Genomic DNA, 22,802 nt, shown 5'->3' on the forward strand with positions numbered 1-22,802 from the left:
AGCGTCAGCGGATTGCGGGTGCCTGCCGACTGTTTTCGAGCTGATGTGCTTTCTCATGACGTGTGGCGCCTTTTCTCAAGAAGGAGCCACTCTTGAGTCCTATGGCAAATTCAACGTGCAGCCGATGTTCGACACGATTGGCGCAGCCCGATCTGCTGTGGCATTCGTGAATCTCCTCACCGAGGAATTCAAGACGCGAAAGCTGGCCGCTCGCTTTGCAGCCGGTCCGACTGAACAATCACGCCGGGCTCTCTGCGATTTCCACAACAATGGATGCAACCGATGCCGCTATCCACAAGGCGCGTCCTATGTCCAATTGACAGATATCCTACAAGTGGATATGTCTGTCCTATTCTGAACTCATGCATGAACGAGAACGCATGACGCTTAAGACGATGAAGCCTTTGACGCGGGCGCCTCTGCTGCACGTCTCGGTGCAAGAGAGCCTTCGCGCTTATATCGCCGACAACGGCCTTGCGCCGGGAACGCTGCTGCCGGCCGAGGGAGAGCTTGCAAGCCAACTCGGCGTCAGCCGCAATTCGCTACGCGAGGGCATCAAGGCGCTGGAGTCGCTTGGCGTTCTGGAATCGCGGCGCGGTGTCGGCATCTTCGTCAAGGCCTTCTCCTTCGAGCCGCTGCTCGACAATCTGGCTTACGGCCTCGGCGGCGCGCTTCGCCAGATCGAGGAAGTCCTCGAGATCCGACGCACGCTCGAAGTCGGCCTCATCGGCAAGACGCTCGAGATGATCAGCGATGAGGATATCGCCGAGCTGCGTGCCACGGCGAACAGGATGCGCCTCCATGCCGAGCGCGGCGAATCCTTCGCGGAAGACGACCAGCTTTTTCACCGCCTGCTTTTCCGCTGCCAGAACAACGAGACGCTCGTGCGGCTGATCGATGTTTTCTGGCTGGCTTTCTACAAGGCGTCCGACTTCGTCAATCTCGACAATGTCGATCCCATGGCCACCTGGAGGGACCACGAGGCGATCGTCGATGCAGTGGAAGCGAAGAACCTGGAGGAGGCGCGCATACGCCTGGATCGCCATTATGCCGGCATCTCCCGGGTGATCGCAAATAACAAGACAAGTTCAAATGTGGGAGGAACACAATGAAACGACTGTCCAGATTATCGGCTATCGCGATCGCCGCGATGATGGCGACGACCGCCATTCCAGCCTTGACGACGCCGGCTGAAGCGGCAACGCTTTCCGGCGGCTTCGACGTCGGCCCCGGCGGCTTTCAGGGCAACTTCAATCCGCTGGCCGCGACCGCAGGCTTCACCTGGCTCAGCATCTATTATGAGCCGCTCGTCGCCTATGACGAAAAGCTGCAGAAGGTCGTCGGCGTCCTTGCCTCGTCTTATGAGGTCAGCGACGACCAGAAGACCTACACCTTCAAGCTCGCGGATGCGAAGTGGCATGACGGCAAGCCCTTCACGGCGAAGGATGCGAAATTCACCATCGAACTGGCGACGAACGCCAAGACGGGATCGGTGCTTGCCGCGCGCCTCAAGCCGGTCTCGGCGGTCGAGGCACCCGATGACCATACGCTCGTCGTCAAGCTGAGCGCACCGAGCGCCAGTATCCTGGATACGATGACCAAGGTGATGATGCTGCCCGAGCACGCGCTCGCCTCCACCCCCGCCGACCAGCTTGCAAAGAGCACCTGGTGGTCGACGTCGCCGATCGGTACCGGCCCGTTCAAGTTCACCAAATACGTCACCGACCAATATGTCGAGCTCGCTGCCAACATCGATTATCGCGGCGGCAAGCCGGCGCTGGAAAAGGTGATCAATCGATATTTCGCCGATCCGGCGGCAGCGATCGCCGCCCTGCGGTCCGGTGAAATCCAGTTCACCTATGTCGATTCCAACGACGTGCCGACCTTCAAGGACGACAAGTCCTTCAAAGTCATCGAAGGCAACTCCTTCGTCGTCAACTATCTGGGCTTCAACCACGATTCGCCGATCTGGAAGGATGTGCGCGTCCGCCAGGCGGTGATGTATGCCATCAATCGCGACGCCATCATCAAGAGCCTTTACGCCGGCGCTGCGACGCCGGCCAATTGCGCCTATATCGCCGATCGGCTGGTGCCGAAGGATATCGAAGCCTACGCCTACGATCCGCAAAAGGCAAAGGACCTGCTGAAGGAAGCCGGCTGGGATGAGATCAACGGCGCCAAGCCGATCACGCTTTTGACCTACTACACGACGCCGCTTGCGACCAACGTGCTCGCGGCCGTGCAGGCGATGCTCGCCCAGGTCGGCATCAATGTCGTGCCGCGCGCCGTCGATGCGCCGACCTACAACAGCATCGTGCTGAAGGCAGATGCCGACATCTCGCAGTTCCAGATGGTTTATGCCGGCCTGCAAAACGGCCCGGATGCCGGCAGCATCAATCCCGGCCTCAACGAAAAGCAGATACCGCCGGCAGGCCCGAACGTCGTGCGCGCCCGCATGCCGGATCTGACCTCAGCGCTCGATGCTGCCCTTGCCGAAACCGACAGCAGCAAGCGCGATGCCCGCTATCAGCAGGTCTGCAAGGTGATGAACACCGAGTTGCCCTGGGGGACACTTTGGGTCGCGAACCGCTACGGCGTGGTGTCGACCAAGGTCAAGGATTTCGTCTGGACGCCGGCTCCGGGCGGCGGGCCGTACCAGGCCAATCCGCAGCAGTGGTCGATCGCCGAATAAGGCGCTCTTCTTGAACGATCGAGGGTGGCTTCGGCCACCCTCACCGAATGGATTTCCAATGCTCAGATACAGCCTCCGGCGCGTTGTCATCGGGATGGGCATGCTCCTTGCCTTGAGCGCGCTGATCTTCCTGCTGCTGCGCCTTGCCCCCGGCGATCCGATCGATGCCTATATCGATCCCAACATCCCAATGTCGTCGTCTGATCTTGCTGACCTGCGCAGCCGGCTCGGGCTCGACCAGCCTTTGCCGGTTCAGTATCTCGCATGGCTGCAGCAGGCGCTGGCGGGCAATCTCGGCTATTCGATCAAGCGGCTGGACCAGCCGGTCCTTAACCTCGTGCTTTCGCGCATCGGCCCAACGGTGCTCCTCATGGGCACCGCGCTGGTGATCGCGATCGTCGCCGGGATTGCGATCGGCGTCATCAGCGCCGTGCGCCGCAATTCCCTCGCCGACATTTCCTTTTCGGTCTTCGCACTTGCCGGCATTTCCAGCCCGGCCTTTTTGAGCGCGCTGATCGGTCTTTACATTTTTTCCGTCCGGCTGAACTGGACGCCGTCTGGCGGCATGCTGACGCCGGGCGAGGAGTTCTCAATCCTCGATCTCCTGCGGCATCTGATCCTGCCTGCAGCATTGCTCGCCATCGCCCAGGCTGCCTTGATCATGCGCTACATGCGCGCCTCGATGCTCGAAGTCCTCAACCAGGATTACGTGCGAACGGCCCGCGCCAAGGGCGTCGTCGAGTTCTGGGTCATCACCAAGCATGCTCTTAGAAACGCGCTGCTGCCCGTCGTCACGCTGATCGGTTCGACCATCGGCCTTGCGATTGGCGGGGCGATCTTCATCGAAAGCGTCTTCAACTGGCCGGGCATGGGCCTGCTGCTCGTCGATGCCGTTGAGACGCGCGACTATCCCGTCATCATGGGTGCGACGCTTGTCATCGGCACCTGCGTCATCATCGTCAATCTGCTGACCGATATCGCCTATGCGGTCATCGATCCGCGCATCAAGGTGGGCTGAGTGATGCTGGCACGCACCGCAACCCGCAGCCCCGGCCCTCTCGCCCGCGCCTTTGACCGCTTCCTTCTCAATCGGGCAGCCGTCTTCGGGCTATGCGTCGCAGTCCCGATGCTGGCGATCATCCTCTCTTATCCGCTCTGGTGGCGTTTCCTGCCGAACGACATCGATCTTCTGGCGATGAACAGCGGCCCGACCGCGACGCATTGGTTCGGCACGGACGGCGTTGGCCGCGACGTCTTTGCCCGGGTTATGGAGGGCGGCCGCATCTCGCTTCTGGTCGCTGTCGCCTCGACTGCGATCTCGGCGATGATCGGTTTCCTCTTCGGCGCCGTCTCCGCCCTGGCCGGCCGTTGGGCTGATGCGCTTTCGATGCGCTTCGTCGACCTGGTAATGACGCTGCCGCCGGTCATCTTCCTGCTCGTGCTCGCCTCGATTGCCGGTACCGGCATCTGGCCGACGGTGCTGGTGATCTCGCTGCTCTCCTGGCCGCTGCTTGCCCGCATGATCCGCTCGCGACTGCTGGAACTGCGCGAACGCGATTTCGTCCTGGCGGCGCGCGGCATGGGTGCCGGCCTGCCGCACCTGCTCTTCCGTCACGGCCTGCCGAATTCGATCGATATCCTGATGGTCTATGCAACGCTGCAGATCGCCAATGCCATTCTTCTCGAGGCCGGCCTCTCCTTCCTCGGGCTCGGCATTGCGCCGCCGGCTGCAAGCTGGGGCAACATGTTGAATGCCGCCCGCTCCACCGCAGTTCTCGAACAATATCCATGGCAATGGCTCTTCCCCGGTGGGGCGCTGGTCCTTGCCGTGCTTGCGATCAATTTCATTGGCGATGGCCTGAGGGACGCCTTCGATCCTCGCGCCGAATTAAACTGACAATCGAAAGAAAGCGAAAATGAGCAAATTCAAGGGTGTGGTTCCTCCTGTCGTAACGCCGCTGAACGACGATCTCACCGTCGACTATCCCTCCTATACGCGCGTTCTGGAGCACCTGATCGGCGCCGGCTGCCACGGGGTCTTCGTGCTCGGCTCGACGAGCGAGGTGGTGTTTTACGACGACAAGACGCGGCGCGAGATCATCGAACATTCGGCGAAGGTGGTGAACGGCCGCGTGCCGCTCATCGTCGGCACCATCGATCCGACGACCGATCGGGTCATTTCGCATGCGAAGATCGCAAAGGCAGCGGGCGCCGACGCCGTTGTCGTGACAGCGCCCTTCTATACCGTTACCAGCCAGTCCGAGATCCTCGACCACTTCCGCTATATCCGCGACGCCGTCGATGTGCCGCTCATCGCCTATGACATTCCCGTCTGCGTCAACGTCAAGCTGCAACGCCAAACGACGGTGACGCTCGCCAAGGAAGGCACGATCATCGGCTTGAAGGATTCAAGCGGCGACGACGGCAATTTCCGCTATGCGCTTCTGGATCTCGCCGCGCACAAGGACATTTTCCTGATGACAGGCTCGGAAATCGTTGTTGATACGGCGCTGCTGATGGGGGCCCACGGCGTCGTTCCCGGCATCGCCAATGTCGACCCGCACGGTTATGTCCGCCTTTGGGATGCGGCGCAGCGTGGCGACTGGGCTCTCGCGAAGAAGGAGCAGGAACGTCTTTGCCGGCTCTTCGAAATCGTCTGGGTTGCGCAGGGCCGTGTCAGCGGCGGCGCCTCGGGCATCGGCGCCTTCAAGACCGCCATGAAGCAGCTTGGCATCATCGACACTGCCTTCATGCCGCGTCCGCGTGCTCCCCTCAACGAAGCCGAGACCGCCAAGATCGACGATATCCTGCGCGCGACCGGGCTGCTTGGCTGATGATCGCCATGCAACAGACCGCCGACCCCATTCTCGACATTCGCGGACTGCGGACGATCTTTCGCATCCGCGGCGGCGAGGTGACGGCGGTCAATGGCATCGACCTTGCCGTCGCCGCCGGCGAGACGCTGGCACTTGTCGGCGAATCCGGCTCGGGCAAGTCGGTAACGAGCCTTTCGGTCATGCGACTACTGACCCGCAATATCGGCGCGATCGCCGCCGGCAGCATTCGCCTGAAGCGGAAGAGCGGCACCGTCGCCGACCTCGTCCTGCTTGACGAGCATGACATGCGAAAGGTCCGCGGCGACGATATCGGCATGGTGTTTCAGGAGCCGATGTCGAGCCTCAATCCCGTCTTCACCATCGGCGACCAGATATCGGAGCCGATCCGCATTCATCGCGGGGCGGACCGGAAGGCCGCGATGAATGCGGCCATTGCCCTGCTCGAGAGCGTTGGCATTCCCGATGCGAAGCGCCGTGCCGGCCAATATCCGCATGAACTTTCCGGCGGCATGCGCCAGCGCGCGACGATCGCCATGGCGCTCGCCTGCGATCCGGCACTGCTGATTGCCGACGAGCCGACGACGGCGCTCGACGTGACGATCCAGGCGCAGATCCTCGACCTGCTCTTGAAGCTGCAGCGCGAGCGCGGCATGGCGATGCTCTTCGTCACCCATAATCTCGGCGTCGTCGCGGAAATCGCCCACCGCGTCGCGGTCATGTATGCCGGGCGGATCGTCGAGCAGGGGCCGGTCGGCGAGGTTTTCCGCAATCCGAAGCATCCCTATACGATCGGCCTGCTCGCCTCGATGCCGCGGCTCGGCGACGCAACCCGCATGAAGCTTGCCGGCGAAAAGCTCGCCGCCATTCCCGGCATGGTGCCGAGCCTGATGAAAATGCCCCAGGGCTGCGCCTTCCAGCCACGGTGCAAGTTCGCCATAGACGCGTGCCGCGCGGCTGTCCCGCCGCTCGAAGACGTCAATCCGCAGCATAAAAGCCGCTGCATCCGCTGGCGGGAGATCTAGATGAACGAGCCATTGCTTTCCGTTTCCGGTCTCGCGAAACATTATACGTCGCGCGGCACGAAACTTACCATCCTGCAGGATATCTCCTTCGATATCGGCAAGGGCGAGGTCGTCGGCCTCGTCGGCGAATCCGGCAGCGGCAAGACGACGATCGGCCGCTCGGTGCTGCGGCTGGTCGAGCCCTCCTCCGGAAGCGTGCGTTTTGACGGAACCGAACTCACCGCGCTATCCGCCTCCGCCATGCGGAGCGCCCGGCCGCGCATGCAGTATATTTTCCAGGACCCCTATGCCAGCCTCTCGCCGCGCATGACGATCGGCGAAATCCTGACCGAGGGGCTGAAGATCCAGGGCATCGGAAAGCACGAGGAAAGGCTCGACCGGGCGCGCTCCGCCCTTGAGCAGGTCGATCTTCCGGCCGACGCCCTCAATCGCTATGCACATGAATTTTCCGGCGGACAGCGCCAACGCATCGGTATTGCCCGCGCCTTGACGCTGTCGCCGGAATTCATCGTTGCCGACGAGCCCGTTTCGGCGCTCGACGTCTCCATCCAGGCCCAGGTCATCAACCTTCTGCGCGATCTGCAGCAGCGCCTCGGCCTCACCATGCTGTTCATTTCGCATGACCTGGCGGTGGTCGAATATATCTGCGACCGCGTGATCGTGCTCTATCTCGGGCGGATCATGGAGATCGCACCGAGCGCCGATCTCTATGCCAGGCCGCAGCATCCCTATACCCGCGCCCTGCTCTCGGCGATCCCCTCGCCTGACCCGGATGCCCGGCGTAACCGGCAGATATTGAAGGGCGACATTCCAAGCCCGGCCAATCCGCCAAGCGGCTGCGTCTTCCGGACGCGCTGTCCAAAGGCGCTGGATGCCTGCGCCCGGACCGTGCCGGAACTGCGCGAAGTGGCCCCTTCGCATTTCAAGGCCTGCATTCGAGACGACCTGAATTGATCGGCAAAAGGAGCATTCGGTGACAGCGAAAAGGCGGCATCCGATCGGCGGGAACTGGGCAAGCCTTCTTTTGCCGATCGAGACAGACGACAGCATAAATTTCGAAAAGCTCGGCGAGGAAATCGATATTCTGATCGCAGCCGGCGTCGACGGCATTTATTCGAACGGTACGGCGGGCGAATTCCATAACCAGACCGAAGCGGAATTCGACCGCATCCAGTCCATGCTCTGCGAGCGTTGCACGAAAGCCGGAATGCCCTTCGTCATCGGCGCATGCCAGCCGGATGCGATGATCCAGCTGGACCGCGTCCGGCGTGCAGCCTTCTTCAGGCCGCTTGCCATTCAGGTGATCCTGCCGGACTGGTGGCCGGTCAACGATCTCGAAGCTGCCGATTTCCTGGCGAGGGCATCTAAGGTCGCCGATGGGATTGCGCTGATCCTTTACAATCCGCCGCATGCCAAACGCGTTCTGACGCCGAGCGAGCTTGCAAATATCTGCATCCCCTGCCCTGATATCGTCGGCATCAAGCTTTCCGATGGCGGCGCGCACTGGTATGGCGAAGCGCGGAAATACCTCCAGGAATTCTCGCTCTTCGTACCCGGCCATCACCTGGCGACCGGCATGAGTAAAGGCGTGGCTGCAGGCGCATTTTCCAACGTCGCCTGCCTCAGCCCGCGCGGCGCGCAGCGATGGACCGATCTGATGAAGACCGACCTCGAGGCGTCATTGGAAGCCGAACGCCGGATCTGCAAATTCATGGACGAACATATCGTCCCCTTCCGCCAGAAGGCCGGTTATTCGAATGCTGCGCTCGATAAACTGCTGAGCGCAATCGGCAATTGGGGACCTGTCGGAACTCGGCTGCGGTGGCCCTACCGCGCCATCGACGAGGCGGAGGCGACGCGGCTCAGCGAGATCGCGCGCGACGAGCTGGGCGAGCTCTTTTTTGCTCCCTAAAACACCAGCTGCACCTTGCAGGCAGCCGAACGATCGCCGGCCTGTTCGAAAGCATCCAAAGCGCGTTCGAGGGGAAAGCTGTGGCTGATGACCGGACGGATGTCGATCTGCCGGCTGGCAATCAATGCCACCGCATCCTTGAATTCGCTGTGAAAGCGTTGCGAACCGTGGATATGCAGTTCCTTGCCGACCAGGGCGTTGAGCGGAATGGCTATGTCGCCGGTCACGCCCACCTGCACGATCGTGCCGCGCGGCTTGACCGACGCAATCGCAAAGCGGATTGCCGGTGCTGCGGCTGAGCATTCGAATGCAAGGTCGAAATAGCCTTTGCCGGCTTCGTAGGGCGCGAGCGCAGCCTGATCTTTTGCGTTGATCGTTTTGTCCGCTCCCATTGCGCTTGCGCGCCGGAGTGCTGCGTCAGCGAGGTCGGTGACGACGATTTCCGCAGCCTGATGATAACGCGCCGCGGCAACGGCAAGACATCCTATCGGGCCGGCGCCGGTAATCAGCACCTTTTTTCCCGCGACTTCGCCCGCGCGTGACGCTGCATGCAGGCAGACGGCAAGCGGTTCGGCGCATGCCGCTTCGGCCGCATCGACATCTCCTAAAACAGCAACGCATTGCACCGCCGGCACGACCAACCACTGGCGAAACATGCCTTGCTCATGGGGAAGCCGCATGGCGCTTCCCATGAAGCGCATGTCGAGGCAGTGGATCGGCTGCCCGCGCTGGCAATATTCGCACGATCCGCACGGCTGGCTCGGATTGATGGCGACCAGGGTGCCCTCAGGCAGGGCCACTCCGGCGCCCGCCGTCTCGACGAAGCCGGACGCCTCGTGTCCGGGAATGATCGGCTCGCGCACGCGCACCGGCCCGAAGCCGCCGTCCTGGTAGTAATGGAGGTCGGAGCCGCAAATCCCTGCAGCCGCCATGCGCAAGAGCACTTCGCCTTCGCCCGGTTCCTGCACGGAGCCTGCCTCGACCCTCAGGTCGCGTGCGCCGTAAAGCCGGGCAAATCGCGTCTGCATAGGCTTTCTCCCCATTACTTCAGCAAGCCGAGCTGCTGCGGCAGCCAGAGCGAGACCGACGGGATGAAGGTGATCAGGATCAGTGCGACGAACAGCGGAACGAGCCAGGGCAGGATCGCCATGGTCGTGCGCTCGACGGAGAGTTTTGCCACCCGTGAAAGGACGAACAATACCATTCCGAGCGGCGGATGAAGCAAGCCGATCATCAAATTGAGCGTCATGATCAGGCCGAACTGCACGGGATCGATCTGGAACTGCATCACGATCGGCAGCAGGATCGGAACAAGGATGGTGATCGCCGCGATCGTATCCAGGAAGCAGCCGACGAAAAGCATCAGCAGATTGACGAGGATCAGGAAAACCCACTTGTTGTCGGTGATCGACAGGATCGCCGTCGACAAGAGCTGCGCGGCCTGGCTGACTGTCAGCAGCCAGGCAAAGACCGAGGCCGCGGTGACGATGAAGAGGACCGAGGCCGTGGTCTCGATCGTATCGAAGCTCGCCTTGGCGAGCGTCGATAGCGTCATGGTGCGGTAGCGCACTAGCCCCAGGAAAAGCGACCAGAGCACCGCCGCGACTGCCGCTTCCGTCGGCGTAAACCAGCCCATTGTCATGCCGCCGATGAGAATGACCGGCGTCATCAGGGCCATGACCGCTGAAAAGGAGAAATACCAATCCAGTGCCAGAAGCGCGGCAAGCGCGATGCCGACCGACACGTTCATCGACAAGCCGGCAAGTATCATGAGGTAAATCGCGACGGGAACGAGCAGCACCACGACGATTTCCAGCGACGCCGACAGAAGCTGCTTGACATCGAAGGGCGCATCCGACCCCCAGCTCCGCGCATAGGCGAATCCGGCAACGGTCACCATCATCAGAACGGTCATGACGATGCCGGGCAGAATGCCGGCCATGAACAGGGCGCCGATCGAGACGTTCGCCATCATGCCGTAGATGACAAAGGGCAAAGACGGCGGGAAGATCGGTCCGAGCGTCGCCGAGGCCGCCGTGACGCCGACGGCTGCTTCAACCGGGTAGCCGTGGTCCTTCATCGCCTTGATCTCGATGGTGCCGATCCCGGCGGCATCCGCAAGCGCGGTTCCGGACATGCCGGAGAAGATCACAGAGCCTATGATGTTGACCTGCGCGAGGCCGCCCTTCATCCAGCCGACGAGGGCGACCGCAAACGAATATATACGTCCGGTCACCCCTGCCGAATTCATCAGGTTGCCGGCGAGAATGAAAAACGGGACGGCAAGCAGCGGAAAACTCTCGACGCCGGCAATCATTCGCTGGGCGACGATGATGTCGGGCGCGACACCGTAAAGGACGATATAGAGCACCGAGGCGGTCGCCATCGAGATCGCGACCGGCACGCCGATGACCATCAGCAGGAGAAACGAGCCGACAAGCAGGAGCATGTGATCAATCCTCGATTTTCTGGAATTCCTCGGGCCGCTCCAGGACGGAATAGCCGCGGCGCATATTGGCAACGAAGACCACGATGGCGCGCAGCAGCATCAGGACGAATGCGGCAAAGACGCTGTAAAAAACGATGTTGCGCGGCAGCGCGATGGTCACCATCTCCTCCCCGGCGACAATCTGCACATAGCGCCACATCAGATGGCAGCCGTAGGCAAAGAAGGCGATGCGGACGACATCGACGAAGCTGGCAAGGATCCTCGCCATCCGCTGCGGCATGTAGTGGTAGAACACGTCCACCTGTATGTGGCGCGAGGTTCGCACGCACATGACCGAACCGAGAAAGACGACGCCGATCAGGCAGTTGATGGCTATCTCTTCCGTCCAGGCATAGCTGTCGTTCAATACATAGCGCGTGAAGAACTGCAGAAAGACACAGCCGGTCATGAGCCAGAAGACGATCAGGGTGATCCAGTCCTCCGGGGCATAATCCGAGGCTTTTGCGATCGGAGCCGCGCCTTCGAACGTATGGGCAATCTCGTCTGGGGTGATCTGGGTGTGGACTTCTTGCGACATGGGGAACGTCCGTTTTCGCCGGAAAGGAGGATGCGGCGCTCAATGGCGCCGCGTCCTTTGCGATTACTGGATAGCGCGGATGGCTTCCCAGTCGGTCTTTTCGTAGCCGAAATCCTCGAAGGCCACTTTCTCGGCAACTGCCTTCTCGAAGTCGGCCTTGTCGACTTCCGTCACGTTGAGCCCCTTCTCCTTGAAGGTGGCGATGAGGCCCTTTTCCCGTCCTTCGATAGTCTTCGTGGTACGCTCTGCAGCTTCCCGCATCACGGTCTCGAAGATTGTCTTGTCCTCGTCGGACAGGCTCGACCACAGGGTCTTGGAAACCACGGTGTTCAGATGATCGACGATATGGCCGGTCAGGATGATGTTCTTCTGAACCTCGTAGAATTTCTTCGCCTCAATCGTCGTCAGCGGATTTTCCTGTGCCTCGACCGTGCCATTCTGAAGCGCAAGATAGACCTCGGCAAAGGCGATCGGCGTCGTGTTTGCGCCGCAGGCGCGGGGCATTGCAAGATAGGCAGGAACGTCGGGAACGCGGATTTTGAGACCCTGCATGTCGGCGCATTTGGCGATCGGCTTGTTCGAGGTCGTCTGGCGCGTGCCGTAATAGCTGACGGCAGTGATATGGTTGCCGGTCTTGTCTTCGTAGCCCTGTGCAAGGCGCTTGAAGACATCGCTCTTGGTGTAGGCGATCAGATGTTCCGGGCCGCGGAAGATATAGGGATAGTAGGTGACGCCGATCGGCTTGTAATCGCGCGCGGCAAAGCTCGAGCCGGAAATGATGATATCGACGGTGCCGAGCTTCAGTCCCTGGTTGATGTCCGCTTCCTTGCCGAGCTGCGAAGCGGGATAGACCTCGATCTTGTAGCGCCCGCCGGTGCGCTTGTTGATCTCCTCGGATGCCCAGACCGAATCCGTGTGGAAGGGTTCGGACGTTTCATAGACATGGGCCCATTTCAGGACCGTCTGTGCATGTGCGCCAACCGTCGTCGCCATGATGGCGGCTGCGGTGCAAACTATCGTAGCCAGTCTGATCTTCATCGCTCTTTCCTCCCGAGCTTGCGTTAGATCTTTGCATTCCTCCGGGCCGCAGCGCGGCCGCCTTCGTCTTCCCCGAAAAGCTCCTCCCCGAAGCTTTCGGAAAACCTCTTCTGCGATCGGTCGAGATGCGTCCGCATGGCCTGTTTGGCGGCAGCGGGGTCATTGGCGGCGATCGCATCTCTGATGGCGCGATGCTCCTCCATCGCGCGCGTCCACGAATCCGGTCCCTCGAAATGGCTCGCCAGCTTTTCGAAATACGGCGTCATGCGCTGATCGTAGATTTCGCCGGTGAAGCGGATGAGCACGGCATTTCCGACGATGCCGGCAATTGCCGTGTGAAAGGCGCGGTCGATTTCGAGCGCCGCATCGGTATCGTTCACAACGCTTGCCATCTGCTGCAGGTTCTCGTCGAGCAGTGCAATATGACCGGCGGTCGCGCGCTGCGCAGCCTCCTCGGCGATCGCGCATTCGATGATGGAGCGGGCCTGCAGCAGCTCGAAAGGCCCTTCGAACGGTTCGCGCTCCGGCTGAGCGGGCTGAACGGTGTGCTTGCGGGCGACATATATTCCCGAGCCCATGCGGATATGCACGAGCCCTTCCACTTCCAGCACGATCAATGCTTCACGAATGGTCGGACGCGAGACGCCCAGCTTTTCGGCAAGTTCGCGCTCCGGCGGGAGGCGCTGGCCAACGGCCAGTTCGCCAGTCGCGATCATCGAACGAATTTGGTCCGCCACCTGCCTGTAAAGGCGGCGCGATTCAACAGCCGAAAACATCTAGCCTCCCCGGCGCATTTCTCCTCAAACGCGCAATTGGCCAAGTGGCCTGACCAATTCATCCATTCGTAACATTGATCGTCTCGTGCGTCAATCCGACGCAAGGACGGGCTCTATGGATTAAACGGCGGTTGCAGAGCATAACGTGCGGCAAGTGCGGCAAAGGATTGCGCTGTCGCAGGGTCGAGTTCGACACCATTTTTCTCGCGGTCCTCGGCAACTTTCCATTCGCGGTCGCCTGGCGCCATGACGTTCAAGTCATCGCGGGCCGGCGAATTGCGCAGCGTCTCCAGATAACGCGTCATGGCAGCGTCGAACTGGTGTTTGTCCAGGAAAGCCTCAGGCTTCATCGCCAGGACGAAGGCGCCCAGTCCGCGCGGTGTCGAGAAGTCCGGACCGGGCATTGGCGCAATGTCGAAGCTCAATTTCATGCCGGTCAGGACGGCGCTGAGGATTTCGGAGATCCCGGCCAACCCGGCCCCCTTGAAGCCGAATTCACCGCCAAGCGGCGCCAGCATATTGGCCTCATCCGGGTCGGTGGTATCGTAGCCGCGGCTGTCCGAAGCCGTACCGGCGGGCAAACTCTTGCCAAGGCTCCTGTAAAGCTGAACGCGGTTATACGGCACCGCGCTGGTGGCCATATCGAAGAGCCAGGGATTGCCGTTCTCAACCGGCACCGCGCAGGCGATCGGATTGGTGCCGTGAAAGCGCATCGCGCCGTCATGCAAGCGAACAAAACTGTCGGAATTGCAGAACGCAAAACCGATGAAGCCCTGCCCGGCCGCCTGAAGCGCATAGGCGCCGGCCGGCCCGAAATGCGAGGAATTGCGGATGGCCACGGCGCCGATGCCATGGCGGTCCGCCAATTCGATCGCATGATCCATCGCCACGAAGGTCGCAAGCCCTCCATGGCCATTATCGGCGTCGAGCACACCGACCGCTCCGAATGCCGACGAAAGCGCCACTTTCGGCTGCGGGTTGATGCGGCCCTCGATCAAGCCTTTGACATAGTGCGGCAAAAGCCTGACGCCGTGGCTGTCGATGCCGAGCCGCGTCCCATGCATCATTGCCCGCGTCGCTCCATCGCTGGTAGCCTCGTCAGCACCCGCTGCCATGAAGACGGCGCGACAGAAGCTGTCGATGGAAGCAAGCGTGGCCCTTACCGGCGAAGTCGGATGTTCAGTCGGCATCGGCAAATCACCTTTCACCAGCGCTCGCTGGCCGCCTTGGCGTCGTAACGGGCTCGGGCCGCCAGAATTTCAGCCTGGTTCGATTCCGTCCACCCCACCAGCGCGCGGATGGTTTCGTGCAGAGTGCAGCCAAGCGGCGACAATGCATATTCCACACGCGGCGGCACGACGGGATAGACCGTTCTCTCGATAATTCCGTCGCGTTCGAGGTTGCGCAAGGTGGTCGTCAGCATGCGCTGGCTGATGCCTTCGATGCTGTTGCGCAATTGCGTGAAGCGGAGCGTGCGCTTTTCCAGAAGAGCGATCACCAGCAGCGACCATTTATCGGCGATCCGATCGAGGATCTGCCGCACCTCGCAGCCTTCGCGCACATCCCATTGCAGGACGTCGTAATCCGCCTCGCTGCTGCAAAGGTTACTCGGTGAGTTTAAAGTGCCTTCTTTCATGGGTCCGGAGCATGGCCTAATTGTTTGATGGTTACAAGAGGGAACTGACTGACGAAAAGTCACTCAAACTCTCTTCATCGTCAACGAAGGACCATGCTTATGTCCACGACCCTTTCTTCTTCCGAAGCAGGCGCTGCACCTATGACGCCGCGTGCTGCAGCGACGTTGATCGTCCTTTGCGGAGCCATTTTTCTTGAGGGCATCGATGTTGCCATGCTCAATATCGCGCTTCCGGCAATCCGGGCCGATCTAAATCTGACGACAACGACGCTGAGCGGCGTGGTGAGCGCCTATGTGCTGGGCTATGCCGGTTTCATGCTTCTTGGCGGCCGTGCTGCGGACATTTTCGGCAAGCGCCGGGTCTTCCTTTGCGCACTTGCCGTCTTCATTGCATTCTCCGGTCTCGGCGGCCTTGCGACGGAAGGCTGGATGCTGCTGTTGGCCCGCTTCGTCACGGGCGCTGCCTCCGCATTCATGACACCGGCGGGGCTGGCGCTCGTCGCGACGAATTTTCCGGAGGGTCCCCAGCGCAACCGCGCAGTGACCATCTACGCCTCCACGGCTTCCGCCGGTTTCTCGCTCGGGCTCGTGCTGGGCGGATTGCTTGCTGCAATCGACTGGCGCTGGGTGTTCTTTGCGCCGGTGATCCTGGCGCTCCTCATCTTTGTCGCCGCAATCAGGCTCATCGCCGACAGGCCGTCTAGAGCCACCAGGGAGCGCTTCGACATTCCAGGCGCCGTTACGCTCACCGCAGCGATGCTGCTTGCGGTTCATGGCGTGACCCGCCTCGAACATCCGGACCAGAACTTGGCATGGACGCTCGGCATATTCGGCGTGAGCGCGGCCCTGTGGCTTGCCTTCTTCCTGATCGAGCGCCTGTCCGCCGCGCCGCTCGTGCGTTTTTCAATATTCCGCTCCGGCTCCCTCGTCCGGTCGAACCTCGGAGCGCTGCTGTTTGCCGGGTCGTTCTTCGGCTTCCAGTTTATCGCGACCCTCTATCTCCAGGAGCTGCTTGGCTGGACGCCGATTGAGACCAGCATTGCGATGCTTGTGATCGGCATCGACGCGGTCGTCGCTCCCATCCTGACGCCCAGGCTTGTCGATCGCTTCGGAAACGACCGCGTGATCTTCGCAGGTTTCGTTCTTGCCGCCATCTCCTACGCATTGCTGTTGGGGATGGAGCTCGACTGGACATATGCCGCAATCTTCCCGAGCATGCTTTTGCTCGGACTGGCCTTCTCGATCGCCTACAGCCCGCTGACAATTGCCGCCACCGATGGCATTCATGAAGACGAACAGGGGCTGGCGGGCGGGCTGGTCAATACCGCCTTTCAGTTCGGCGCAGCGCTTGGCCTGTCGGGTGCAAGTGCGATCGGCGCCTATGTTCTTGGCGAAGCTACATCTGCAGAAGCCCGGCTGTTAGCGCTGCAAACGGCGCTGATCGTCCCGGTCGCAGCTGCCGTGGCTGGCGCACTGATCACTGCCATGGGCATCAGGCGCTGCCGCGATCTGTCCTGCGATCAGGTCATGCCATCCTGAACCCACGAGACGGCCGCGGCTCCAGTCGCGGCCATCAATCGCACCGCACATCCGCTAAGAGCAAATAGTCGTCCGAGCCAAAGGCAACATCGCTTTTGTCGAAGCAAAATCTCTTCGGAAGGATGCGGATCGCATAGCGGCGATTGCAGGCGCCAGGAAAATCCAGCCGGTATTGCCGGCGTTCCATTGAACTCGACGGTTCGGAATGTCTTGCGTGTCCGAGATAGGAGGCGTTCTCTATCAGCCGCACCGAACCGGACAACCCGACCTTCGGGCGAAGCGCCCGGAAATCTTTGCCCATCGTTTCATCCAAACTTGGATAGTCCTTCGCATTCGGCTTTTCGCCTGCCGCAGGAATGAGGCTTTCCCTGACGGCCATGTTGAAGCGCACGTCGTCTCTGCCGGGGACTTCGCCGTAGCTGTTGAGGTACTTCCAGCTCACACGAATACGCCGCTCCGTGGGGAGGCCGGGATCCGGCGGCAAAAAGGTGAGAGCGAGGTCGCCCGGAGCCGATCCGTCACCGCCCGCCCCTTTTCCCGGAGCGGGACAGGGCGTGTAGAGCGGGCGGTAGCCGCATTCCGGCCCGCCGCTGCCCCATAGGCAATCGCTGAGCTCGTGCCACGCGTTAACGCTGATCTGCGATGAGTGCCCGGAGACATCGTTACCGGTTGCCGGAACCATCCAGGGGTGAATCCTGCCGCCGCCCGAGCGCCGTGCCCATTCCGTCCGGTGCATATCCACCTGCCGGAAGTTTTCCTTCTCGGCGCGAAGCTGCAGAAGCTGTGCCCAACTGGGATTGGAAATGAACGGCTCACGCCCAACTGCGTCAGGCACGAGACGCTGCCCGGTCGCCTGTGTCGTCAGCGTGTGGCACTCCGTGCAGTCGCCGTTCGGATCGCGTACCGTGCTTGCGTTCTTCAGTTCGGCCGCATAGGTGCTGGTATAGCCGGACCCAATCACGCGAAAGGGCGTCCTCTCATTGCGGGGTAGTCTTGGAAGATAGGCGCCGAGGCTGAAGGCCCGGGCTCTCGGATCACTTCTGCCGTCCCGATAGCCAATTCTTGCCTGTCCGATATGCGGATTGATGACGTAGGGATTCTTGTTGTCATGGCATGCCGAACATTCAATTTGAAAAGTCGGATCGTAAAGCGCTTCTGCCTCCACCCGCCCGGCTGTGTCGGAATATGACCGACCGCCCGGCGGAACGAACGGCTTCGACCAGTCGAACACCTCCTGGTCCTTACGGCCGTCGAAGAACACGATCTCGCCGGTGCCCCTGTTGAACCCGATCGAGCCGAAGCGCGAGAATTTCGGATTTGATCGCTGCCAATAAGGGTCGGGCTCAACCTCCAGGCTGGCATTGGATTTGCGGCACAAGAAGAGCCATTCCACATTGCCTTTCACGACGCGGTTCAGACGCGAGTTCAAGCCGCAATAAGTGACGTTGCCGGCAAGCGACGGCTTATCGCATTTTGCAATGCTTGCCGTCCGTTTGACCACGGCGCCGTCCGCATCCCGGTGTTCGAATTCCAGCGGATTGCCCGCCTTGTTGGGGTTTGGTTGCAGGTCGACGATATTGCCGTCGACTTCGAGCGGGATCGTTTTGGCACCCCCACCGGCGCAATCTGCGTCCGGGATCGTCCCGAAAACCGCGCGAGCCTCGTCGCCGAACCGGGTCGTGATGTTGGTGCTGGCCGATGCCGGCTCCCACAGGAAGGCACCGTTCCACCGATCAACGGTTTCGGCGAACTTTTCCTCGGTCAACTCTGGATCGGGAACGTCATCCGCCTTCGGCCGATCCAGGGCATTGGCCGAGGCAAGCGCTGCAGCCCCGATGATGAATGCGAAGCCGACACCCTTCACACCCATTTCCGCACTCCTCCGGCCCAGATGCTTCGCCCGGTTGGCCGCGCCCAAACACGCGAAATCTTAAACCGTCAGAAACCTGATTTACCGCGCCCGCGTCATAACCTTCGGCTCGTCGGTAATGAGCGTAAGCATTTTAAATTTCCAGGCACCGTTCTCCTTGACGAAAACCGCCCTTAAAACCGCGGCATAGTCGAGGGTTGGCACTTCGGTGTCAGCCCGCTGGATGACTGCCAGCATGGCGGACTTTGCTTCGACCGTCCCCGGGGCATTCGGATCGACAATGTTCAGGAGCGTATTGCTTTCAAAGTGGCGGACACGCGATTGCGCGTCATCGAGCTTGAGAAAAAGGCCTTTGAAATAGTTCAACAATTGATCAGGATCATCACTCTTGTCACCTTTGAGCGCTCCGCCTCCGCTGCAGACCTGATAGATGGCATCGCTCGTAAACATCTCGGCGATGACGGATGCATTCTTTTCGTCCAGCGCCCAGAAGTAGCGATGGATCAGATCCATAATTGCTTGGCGTTCGGCCGGTTCGGGATTCGTAATCGGGTATGTCCAGTTCTTGGCGGTGGGGTCGTCACAGACTGGGTCCACTGCCAACGCCGGTCGATCGGATACCAGCCAGATAGCGCAAACCGCCGCCAGCATGAATGCAGCAGGTATATTTGTCGCCCATTTCTCTTTTCGAAGAATAGCCACTTTCCCCTCCTGTTGATCGCGCCTCGATTGAAGATCGGCAGATGCCTTGGACACTGGACTTTGCGGGGTTATTGCCGAACGGCTTTTCTCTCCCAATCACCATAGGTCGTTCGATTGGAATAGAAGCCGCCGCACGCGCGATGCACTGTTTGATGAAGTCCCCAACTGACGGTAAAGTACATTATATCGAAATACTAAGAAAGAAATTGCTAAATTTAGAAGATATGCGTGTTTCGCTTTGCTCAGTGCTCCATGTAACATGGGTCGGACGCGGGACGACGAGACCGGCGGCGTGATTGCGATTATCCTCAGCAGATCACCGTGAATGCCGAAGAACGGATTTCTGGCAGAAAATATGGACGAGGTGGTTTCAAAATGGTTGAACACGCTTGGCCTCAGTCGGCTTGGGGAAGCTTTTGCGCAGGCGCAAATCGATTTCGACACGCTTCGTCTCTTGTCCGACGATGACCTCAAAGAGCTTGGAATCCCCCTCGGTCCGCGCCGAAAAATCCTCTCCGCCATCGCACAGCTGGACGATGCCCACGAACCGCGTCAACGGCCGATGGTGCCTGTGGAACGGAGGCCGCTGACCATCCTGTTCTGCGACCTGGTCGGTTCGACGGAATATGCCTCGCGCCTCGATCCCGAAGACTTCAGCAAGCTGACGCAAACCTATCTCAACCGGTGTGCCGCACTCGTGCATGCGCATGGCGGGTTCACCGCCAACTATATCGGCGACGCGCTGCAGGCATTGTTCGGCTATCCGACAGCGGAAGAGGATGACGCAGAACGGGCGATCAGGCTCGGCTTCAGCCTCATACAGGCGATGCCGCAGATTGAAACGCCTGACGGATCGCGGTTGCAGATCCGCATCGGAATCGCAAGCGGGCTCGTGGTTGTCGGCGATTTCGCTGGAGCGCCCGCGGGCGTGTCGACTGTCGCCTTCGGACCGGTGCCGAACCTCGCCCAGAGGCTGCAGACATTGGCAGCCGCTCAGACAATTCTTGCCGACCAGAAGACACGCGAGGCCGCCAACGGAGCCTTCGATTTTGTCGATCTTGGTGCAAAATCGTTGAAGGGGTTCAGCGATCCGGTGCGAATCTGGCGTGTCGACAAGGCCAGAACGCTGGAAAACCGGTTTGCAAAAAGAACCCACTTGACGAAGCTTGTCGGCAGGCGCGCCGAACTCGACCGCCTGCGTGAGCTTGCAGATGGGATCGTGGCCGAAAAGAGCGGACGGGCGATCCTCATTTCGGGCGAAGCGGGCATCGGCAAATCGCGGCTGATTTTCGAGGCGCGCTCGCGCGCTCCGCACTTTAAGGCTTTGACGCTTCAATGCGCGCCTGCTTATTCCAACAGCGCCTTGTATCCGTTTCTGGATCTGGTTAAGCGTCATGCGGGGATCAACGATGCCGCGCCGGCAACGGCGAATTCGGAACTGTTGGAGGCGATCCTTGTCTCCAGCGATATTCCGCTTTTCCAAACGCTGCCCGTGTTTTCGCGACTGCTGGCAATCGAGCAAACGGATTATCCCTTGCCGGACCTGACATCGAAAGAACAGCAGACGATCGTGCGCCGCTTTTTTGTCGAATGGCTGCAGGGCATGTCGCAGGCAAACCCGTTGTGGCTGACGATCGAGGACGAACAATGGATCGACCCCTCCTCCGGTGACGTGCTGAAAGCGCTGATCGATGAAGTGCGGTTCGCGCCCATGCTGGTCGTCGTCACCTCGCGTGAGGCGACGCTGCAGGCACCTATGAAAAATCCATCGCTGCATGGGCTCCGCCTAAAGCGGCTGACCCGCTTCGAAGCCCAGGCACTTTGCCGCGAGCTGGCGAAGGGCAGCACTATGACCGATGACGCCAACGATTTCGTTCTCGCCAGGGCCGAAGGCGTGCCGCTCTACGTCGAGGAGCTGTGCCGCGCGGTCGCCGACGGCCATGCTGCCCGCATATTGAAGGAAGAACCGGGTGCGACGGCGGACATACCGGTGACATTGCAGTCTTTCCTGCTCTCGCGCCTCGACAAGCTGGGGACCGGCAAGATGATCGCGCAAATGGCGGCGGTCATCGGCAGAGTGTTCAACATCGGCATGCTTTCGCATCTTTCCGGCCTGTCCGAGGAGGCTCTGGTTTCGATCCTGGATCGCCTGATCCAAGCCGGGTTGATCGCGCCGCAACCGGCGATCAACTGGCCGAGTTACAGTTTTACCCATGCCCTCCTGCAAGAGGCAGCCCAGGCTACCCTCCTGCGCGAACGCCGCCGACAATTGCACCATCTTGTCGCCGAAGGTATCGAAAAGCTCTATCCAAGACAGGCCGCCGAGCATCCGGAAGTCCTTGCGCAACATCTCGCTGCGGCCGGGCTCTACCAGCGGGCAGCTGATTGCTGGCTCACCGCCGGCCTCAAGACGGGCGCCACCTGGGCAAAGGTCGAGGCCGCCAATATGTTCACAAACGGGCTGGAGTGCCTTCAAAAATTGCCGCCATCGCGGGAACGCGACCAAAAATGCCTCAAGCTCGAACTCGAACGCGGCGACGTGCTTTATGCCACGTTCGGCTACGTCACACCCGAAGGAAGCGCGGCCTATCGCAATGTCATGTCTTTGAGCGAGAGCCTCGGCGATCCGGAAGCGGGTATCCGCGCCCTCGACGGGCTGTTTGGTACCGCCTTGAATTCAGCGCGGTTCGCCGATGCGGAATGGGCAAGCGACCAGCTACTCGATATGGGGCGTCAGCAACTGAATTTGAAAGCCCTGGTCCTCGGCATGCAATTCAAGGGCATGTGCCTCTTTTCGCAGGGCAGGCTCGAAGAAGCCCGGCAATATCTGGAGGAGGCTCTCGAGTATCGCGCGAAGGCAGACGAGGTCGGCAGCGATTTTCCGAACATGACGATGATCTATCTGTCATGGACACTGCATCTGCTTGGACATCACGAGCGCGCCATCATGCTTTATCACGAGGCCGAGCAGGATGCGCGCCAGCAATCCGATTACGGGTTGGCGGGCTGGCTTGGAAACGGCTGCGTTCTGATGGCCCTGCGCAAGAACGTGGGCGCCTTGCAGGCAATGGTGGACGAGTTGGGGCCGCTCGCCAAGGCGAATGGCTTTCAGCTATGGGCGAATCTTGCATCATTCTTCCAGGGCTGGGCGATGGTTCATGCCCATCACGACGGCCGGGGCTTGCAGCAGATGCGCGCCACCTGCGACAACCTCGGCGAACAGCAGATAGACAAGCCCTGCTATCTCGGCCTGCTGGCAGAAGCGAGCCTCGCGCTCGGCGAATTCGAAGCTGCCGCCCGTCTCATCGATGAGGCGCTGGCGCTGACCAAGAAGACAGGCGAGCATTATTTTACAGCGGAACTGCTCCGGCTCGCAGGCGTGGCGAGCCTATATCTTAAAGGCGATGCTCACTCCGCCGAGCGCGCGTTCCGCAAGTCGGCAGCCTTCGCTCAAAAACAGGGCGCAAAGACCTGGGAATTGAAGGCCACGCAAAGCCTTGCCGAACTCCACCGCTCGACCGGCCGGAAAACCAGAGTGGAACGGCGCCTAGACGCCATTACCGGATGGTTCGAAGGGCAGAATAAAACGGCAAGGATGTAATCCGTCGGCTACAACGTGGTGGCGATCTGTTGCGGCAGATGAGTTATTCTGCGGGCCAACCGCAGGGCCCGCGAGGGAATAAACCACCCCGCTTGCGATGCGCAGGTAAGGCCATATGCCAAAAGCAGCGCGACATATACGGCAATGCTGG

Annotated in this window: 19 protein-coding genes; 10 read left to right on the plus strand and 9 right to left on the minus strand. The window is 60.6% G+C overall.

Features of this window, described 5'->3' with window-relative positions; all coding sequences use genetic code 11:
* Nucleotides 1-380 precede the first annotated feature (380 nt).
* From RGR602_RS14905 to RGR602_RS14940, 8 genes are read left to right on the plus strand one after another with little or no spacing between them, the layout of a single operon-like run.
* Entirely contained in the window at nt 381-1,112 is a 732-nt protein-coding gene (locus RGR602_RS14905) for a FadR/GntR family transcriptional regulator (protein WP_039845753.1), read from the plus strand.
* Nucleotides 1,109-2,692 carry an ABC transporter substrate-binding protein gene (locus RGR602_RS14910; protein ID WP_039845754.1) on the plus strand — a complete coding sequence of 528 codons (1,584 nt, stop codon included), beginning with the start codon at nt 1,109-1,111 and terminating at the stop codon, nt 2,690-2,692. The genes RGR602_RS14905 and RGR602_RS14910 overlap by 4 nt, the downstream gene beginning before the upstream one ends.
* A gap of 58 nt (nt 2,693-2,750) precedes the next feature.
* Entirely contained in the window at nt 2,751-3,710 is a 960-nt protein-coding gene (locus RGR602_RS14915) for an ABC transporter permease (RefSeq protein WP_039845755.1), read from the plus strand.
* Nucleotides 3,711-3,713: 3 nt separating this feature from the next.
* The gene (locus RGR602_RS14920) at nt 3,714-4,589 is read left to right on the plus strand and encodes an ABC transporter permease (RefSeq protein WP_039845756.1); all 876 of its coding nucleotides are present in this window, start codon (nt 3,714-3,716) and stop codon (nt 4,587-4,589) included.
* A gap of 19 nt (nt 4,590-4,608) precedes the next feature.
* Entirely contained in the window at nt 4,609-5,526 is a 918-nt protein-coding gene (locus tag RGR602_RS14925; protein WP_039845757.1) for a dihydrodipicolinate synthase family protein, read from the plus strand.
* 8 nt (nt 5,527-5,534) lie between these two features.
* Entirely contained in the window at nt 5,535-6,551 is a 1,017-nt protein-coding gene (locus tag RGR602_RS14930; protein WP_039846903.1) for an ABC transporter ATP-binding protein, read from the plus strand.
* Complete coding sequence (locus RGR602_RS14935; RefSeq protein ID WP_039845758.1) at nt 6,552-7,505, plus strand: ABC transporter ATP-binding protein; 954 nt, start codon at nt 6,552-6,554, stop codon at nt 7,503-7,505.
* Nucleotides 7,506-7,524: 19 nt separating this feature from the next.
* Complete coding sequence (locus RGR602_RS14940; protein ID WP_039845759.1) at nt 7,525-8,463, plus strand: dihydrodipicolinate synthase family protein; 939 nt, start codon at nt 7,525-7,527, stop codon at nt 8,461-8,463.
* Here the strand turns inward: RGR602_RS14940 and RGR602_RS14945 are convergent.
* The 7 genes from RGR602_RS14945 to RGR602_RS14975 form a co-directional block, all read right to left on the minus strand.
* Nucleotides 8,460-9,491 carry an L-idonate 5-dehydrogenase gene (locus RGR602_RS14945; protein WP_039845760.1) on the minus strand — a complete coding sequence of 344 codons (1,032 nt, stop codon included), beginning with the start codon at nt 9,489-9,491 and terminating at the stop codon, nt 8,460-8,462. The genes RGR602_RS14940 and RGR602_RS14945 overlap by 4 nt on opposite strands.
* Before the next feature lie 14 nt (nt 9,492-9,505).
* The gene (locus tag RGR602_RS14950; RefSeq protein ID WP_039845761.1) at nt 9,506-10,912 is read right to left on the minus strand and encodes a TRAP transporter large permease; all 1,407 of its coding nucleotides are present in this window, start codon (nt 10,910-10,912) and stop codon (nt 9,506-9,508) included.
* Between the two features lie 4 nt (nt 10,913-10,916).
* Complete coding sequence (locus tag RGR602_RS14955) at nt 10,917-11,489, minus strand: TRAP transporter small permease (RefSeq protein WP_039845762.1); 573 nt, start codon at nt 11,487-11,489, stop codon at nt 10,917-10,919.
* 63 nt (nt 11,490-11,552) lie between these two features.
* Nucleotides 11,553-12,527 (minus strand): sialic acid TRAP transporter substrate-binding protein SiaP, encoded by a 975-nt coding sequence (locus tag RGR602_RS14960; protein ID WP_039845763.1) that lies wholly within the window; start codon nt 12,525-12,527, stop codon nt 11,553-11,555.
* A 23-nt stretch (nt 12,528-12,550) separates the two neighbouring features.
* Nucleotides 12,551-13,303, minus strand: a complete 753-nt coding sequence (locus RGR602_RS14965) for a FadR/GntR family transcriptional regulator (protein ID WP_039845764.1) — start codon at nt 13,301-13,303, stop codon at nt 12,551-12,553.
* A gap of 113 nt (nt 13,304-13,416) precedes the next feature.
* Complete coding sequence (locus RGR602_RS14970; RefSeq protein ID WP_039845765.1) at nt 13,417-14,493, minus strand: Ldh family oxidoreductase; 1,077 nt, start codon at nt 14,491-14,493, stop codon at nt 13,417-13,419.
* 14 nt (nt 14,494-14,507) lie between these two features.
* Nucleotides 14,508-14,939 carry a winged helix-turn-helix transcriptional regulator gene (locus RGR602_RS14975; protein WP_039845766.1) on the minus strand — a complete coding sequence of 144 codons (432 nt, stop codon included), beginning with the start codon at nt 14,937-14,939 and terminating at the stop codon, nt 14,508-14,510.
* A 99-nt stretch (nt 14,940-15,038) separates the two neighbouring features.
* Here RGR602_RS14975 and RGR602_RS14980 point away from each other — a divergent pair, with 99 nt between their 5' ends.
* Entirely contained in the window at nt 15,039-16,478 is a 1,440-nt protein-coding gene (locus RGR602_RS14980) for an MFS transporter (RefSeq protein WP_039845767.1), read from the plus strand.
* 34 nt (nt 16,479-16,512) lie between these two features.
* Here RGR602_RS14980 and RGR602_RS14985 read toward each other — a convergent pair whose 3' ends face one another.
* A complete protein-coding gene (locus RGR602_RS14985) occupies nt 16,513-18,348 on the minus strand; it encodes a hypothetical protein (RefSeq protein WP_052451575.1) in 1,836 nt (611 codons plus the stop codon).
* Nucleotides 18,349-18,429: 81 nt separating this feature from the next.
* On the minus strand, nt 18,430-19,050 hold the full coding sequence (locus RGR602_RS14990; RefSeq protein ID WP_170250802.1) for a nuclear transport factor 2 family protein: 621 nt from the start codon (nt 19,048-19,050) through the stop codon (nt 18,430-18,432).
* Nucleotides 19,051-19,375: 325 nt separating this feature from the next.
* Here RGR602_RS14990 and RGR602_RS14995 point away from each other — a divergent pair, with 325 nt between their 5' ends.
* Nucleotides 19,376-22,651, plus strand: a complete 3,276-nt coding sequence (locus tag RGR602_RS14995; RefSeq protein ID WP_407692031.1) for an adenylate/guanylate cyclase domain-containing protein — start codon at nt 19,376-19,378, stop codon at nt 22,649-22,651.
* The last annotated feature ends 151 nt before the right edge of the window (nt 22,652-22,802 follow it).

It is taken from the genome of Rhizobium gallicum bv. gallicum R602sp, from assembly GCF_000816845.1.
Lineage (GTDB): Bacteria > Pseudomonadota > Alphaproteobacteria > Rhizobiales > Rhizobiaceae > Rhizobium > Rhizobium gallicum.

Coding starts and splice junctions, on each gene's coding strand:
- RGR602_RS14920 (WP_039845756.1), top strand. CDS start 3,714: ATGCTGGCACGCACCGCAACCCGCAGCCCCGGCCCTCTCGCCCGCGCC.
- RGR602_RS14930 (WP_039846903.1), top strand. CDS start 5,535: ATGCAACAGACCGCCGACCCCATTCTCGACATTCGCGGACTGCGGACG.
- RGR602_RS14985 (WP_052451575.1), bottom strand. CDS start 18,348: ATGGGTGTGAAGGGTGTCGGCTTCGCATTCATCATCGGGGCTGCAGCG.
- RGR602_RS14910 (WP_039845754.1), top strand. CDS start 1,109: ATGAAACGACTGTCCAGATTATCGGCTATCGCGATCGCCGCGATGATG.
- RGR602_RS14980 (WP_039845767.1), top strand. CDS start 15,039: ATGTCCACGACCCTTTCTTCTTCCGAAGCAGGCGCTGCACCTATGACG.
- RGR602_RS14995 (WP_407692031.1), top strand. CDS start 19,376: ATGCCGAAGAACGGATTTCTGGCAGAAAATATGGACGAGGTGGTTTCA.
- RGR602_RS14915 (WP_039845755.1), top strand. CDS start 2,751: ATGCTCAGATACAGCCTCCGGCGCGTTGTCATCGGGATGGGCATGCTC.
- RGR602_RS14965 (WP_039845764.1), bottom strand. CDS start 13,303: ATGTTTTCGGCTGTTGAATCGCGCCGCCTTTACAGGCAGGTGGCGGAC.
- RGR602_RS14925 (WP_039845757.1), top strand. CDS start 4,609: ATGAGCAAATTCAAGGGTGTGGTTCCTCCTGTCGTAACGCCGCTGAAC.
- RGR602_RS14960 (WP_039845763.1), bottom strand. CDS start 12,527: ATGAAGATCAGACTGGCTACGATAGTTTGCACCGCAGCCGCCATCATG.
- RGR602_RS14955 (WP_039845762.1), bottom strand. CDS start 11,489: ATGTCGCAAGAAGTCCACACCCAGATCACCCCAGACGAGATTGCCCAT.
- RGR602_RS14935 (WP_039845758.1), top strand. CDS start 6,552: ATGAACGAGCCATTGCTTTCCGTTTCCGGTCTCGCGAAACATTATACG.
- RGR602_RS14975 (WP_039845766.1), bottom strand. CDS start 14,939: ATGAAAGAAGGCACTTTAAACTCACCGAGTAACCTTTGCAGCAGCGAG.
- RGR602_RS14905 (WP_039845753.1), top strand. CDS start 381: ATGACGCTTAAGACGATGAAGCCTTTGACGCGGGCGCCTCTGCTGCAC.
- RGR602_RS14945 (WP_039845760.1), bottom strand. CDS start 9,491: ATGCAGACGCGATTTGCCCGGCTTTACGGCGCACGCGACCTGAGGGTC.
- RGR602_RS14950 (WP_039845761.1), bottom strand. CDS start 10,912: ATGCTCCTGCTTGTCGGCTCGTTTCTCCTGCTGATGGTCATCGGCGTG.
- RGR602_RS14970 (WP_039845765.1), bottom strand. CDS start 14,493: ATGCCGACTGAACATCCGACTTCGCCGGTAAGGGCCACGCTTGCTTCC.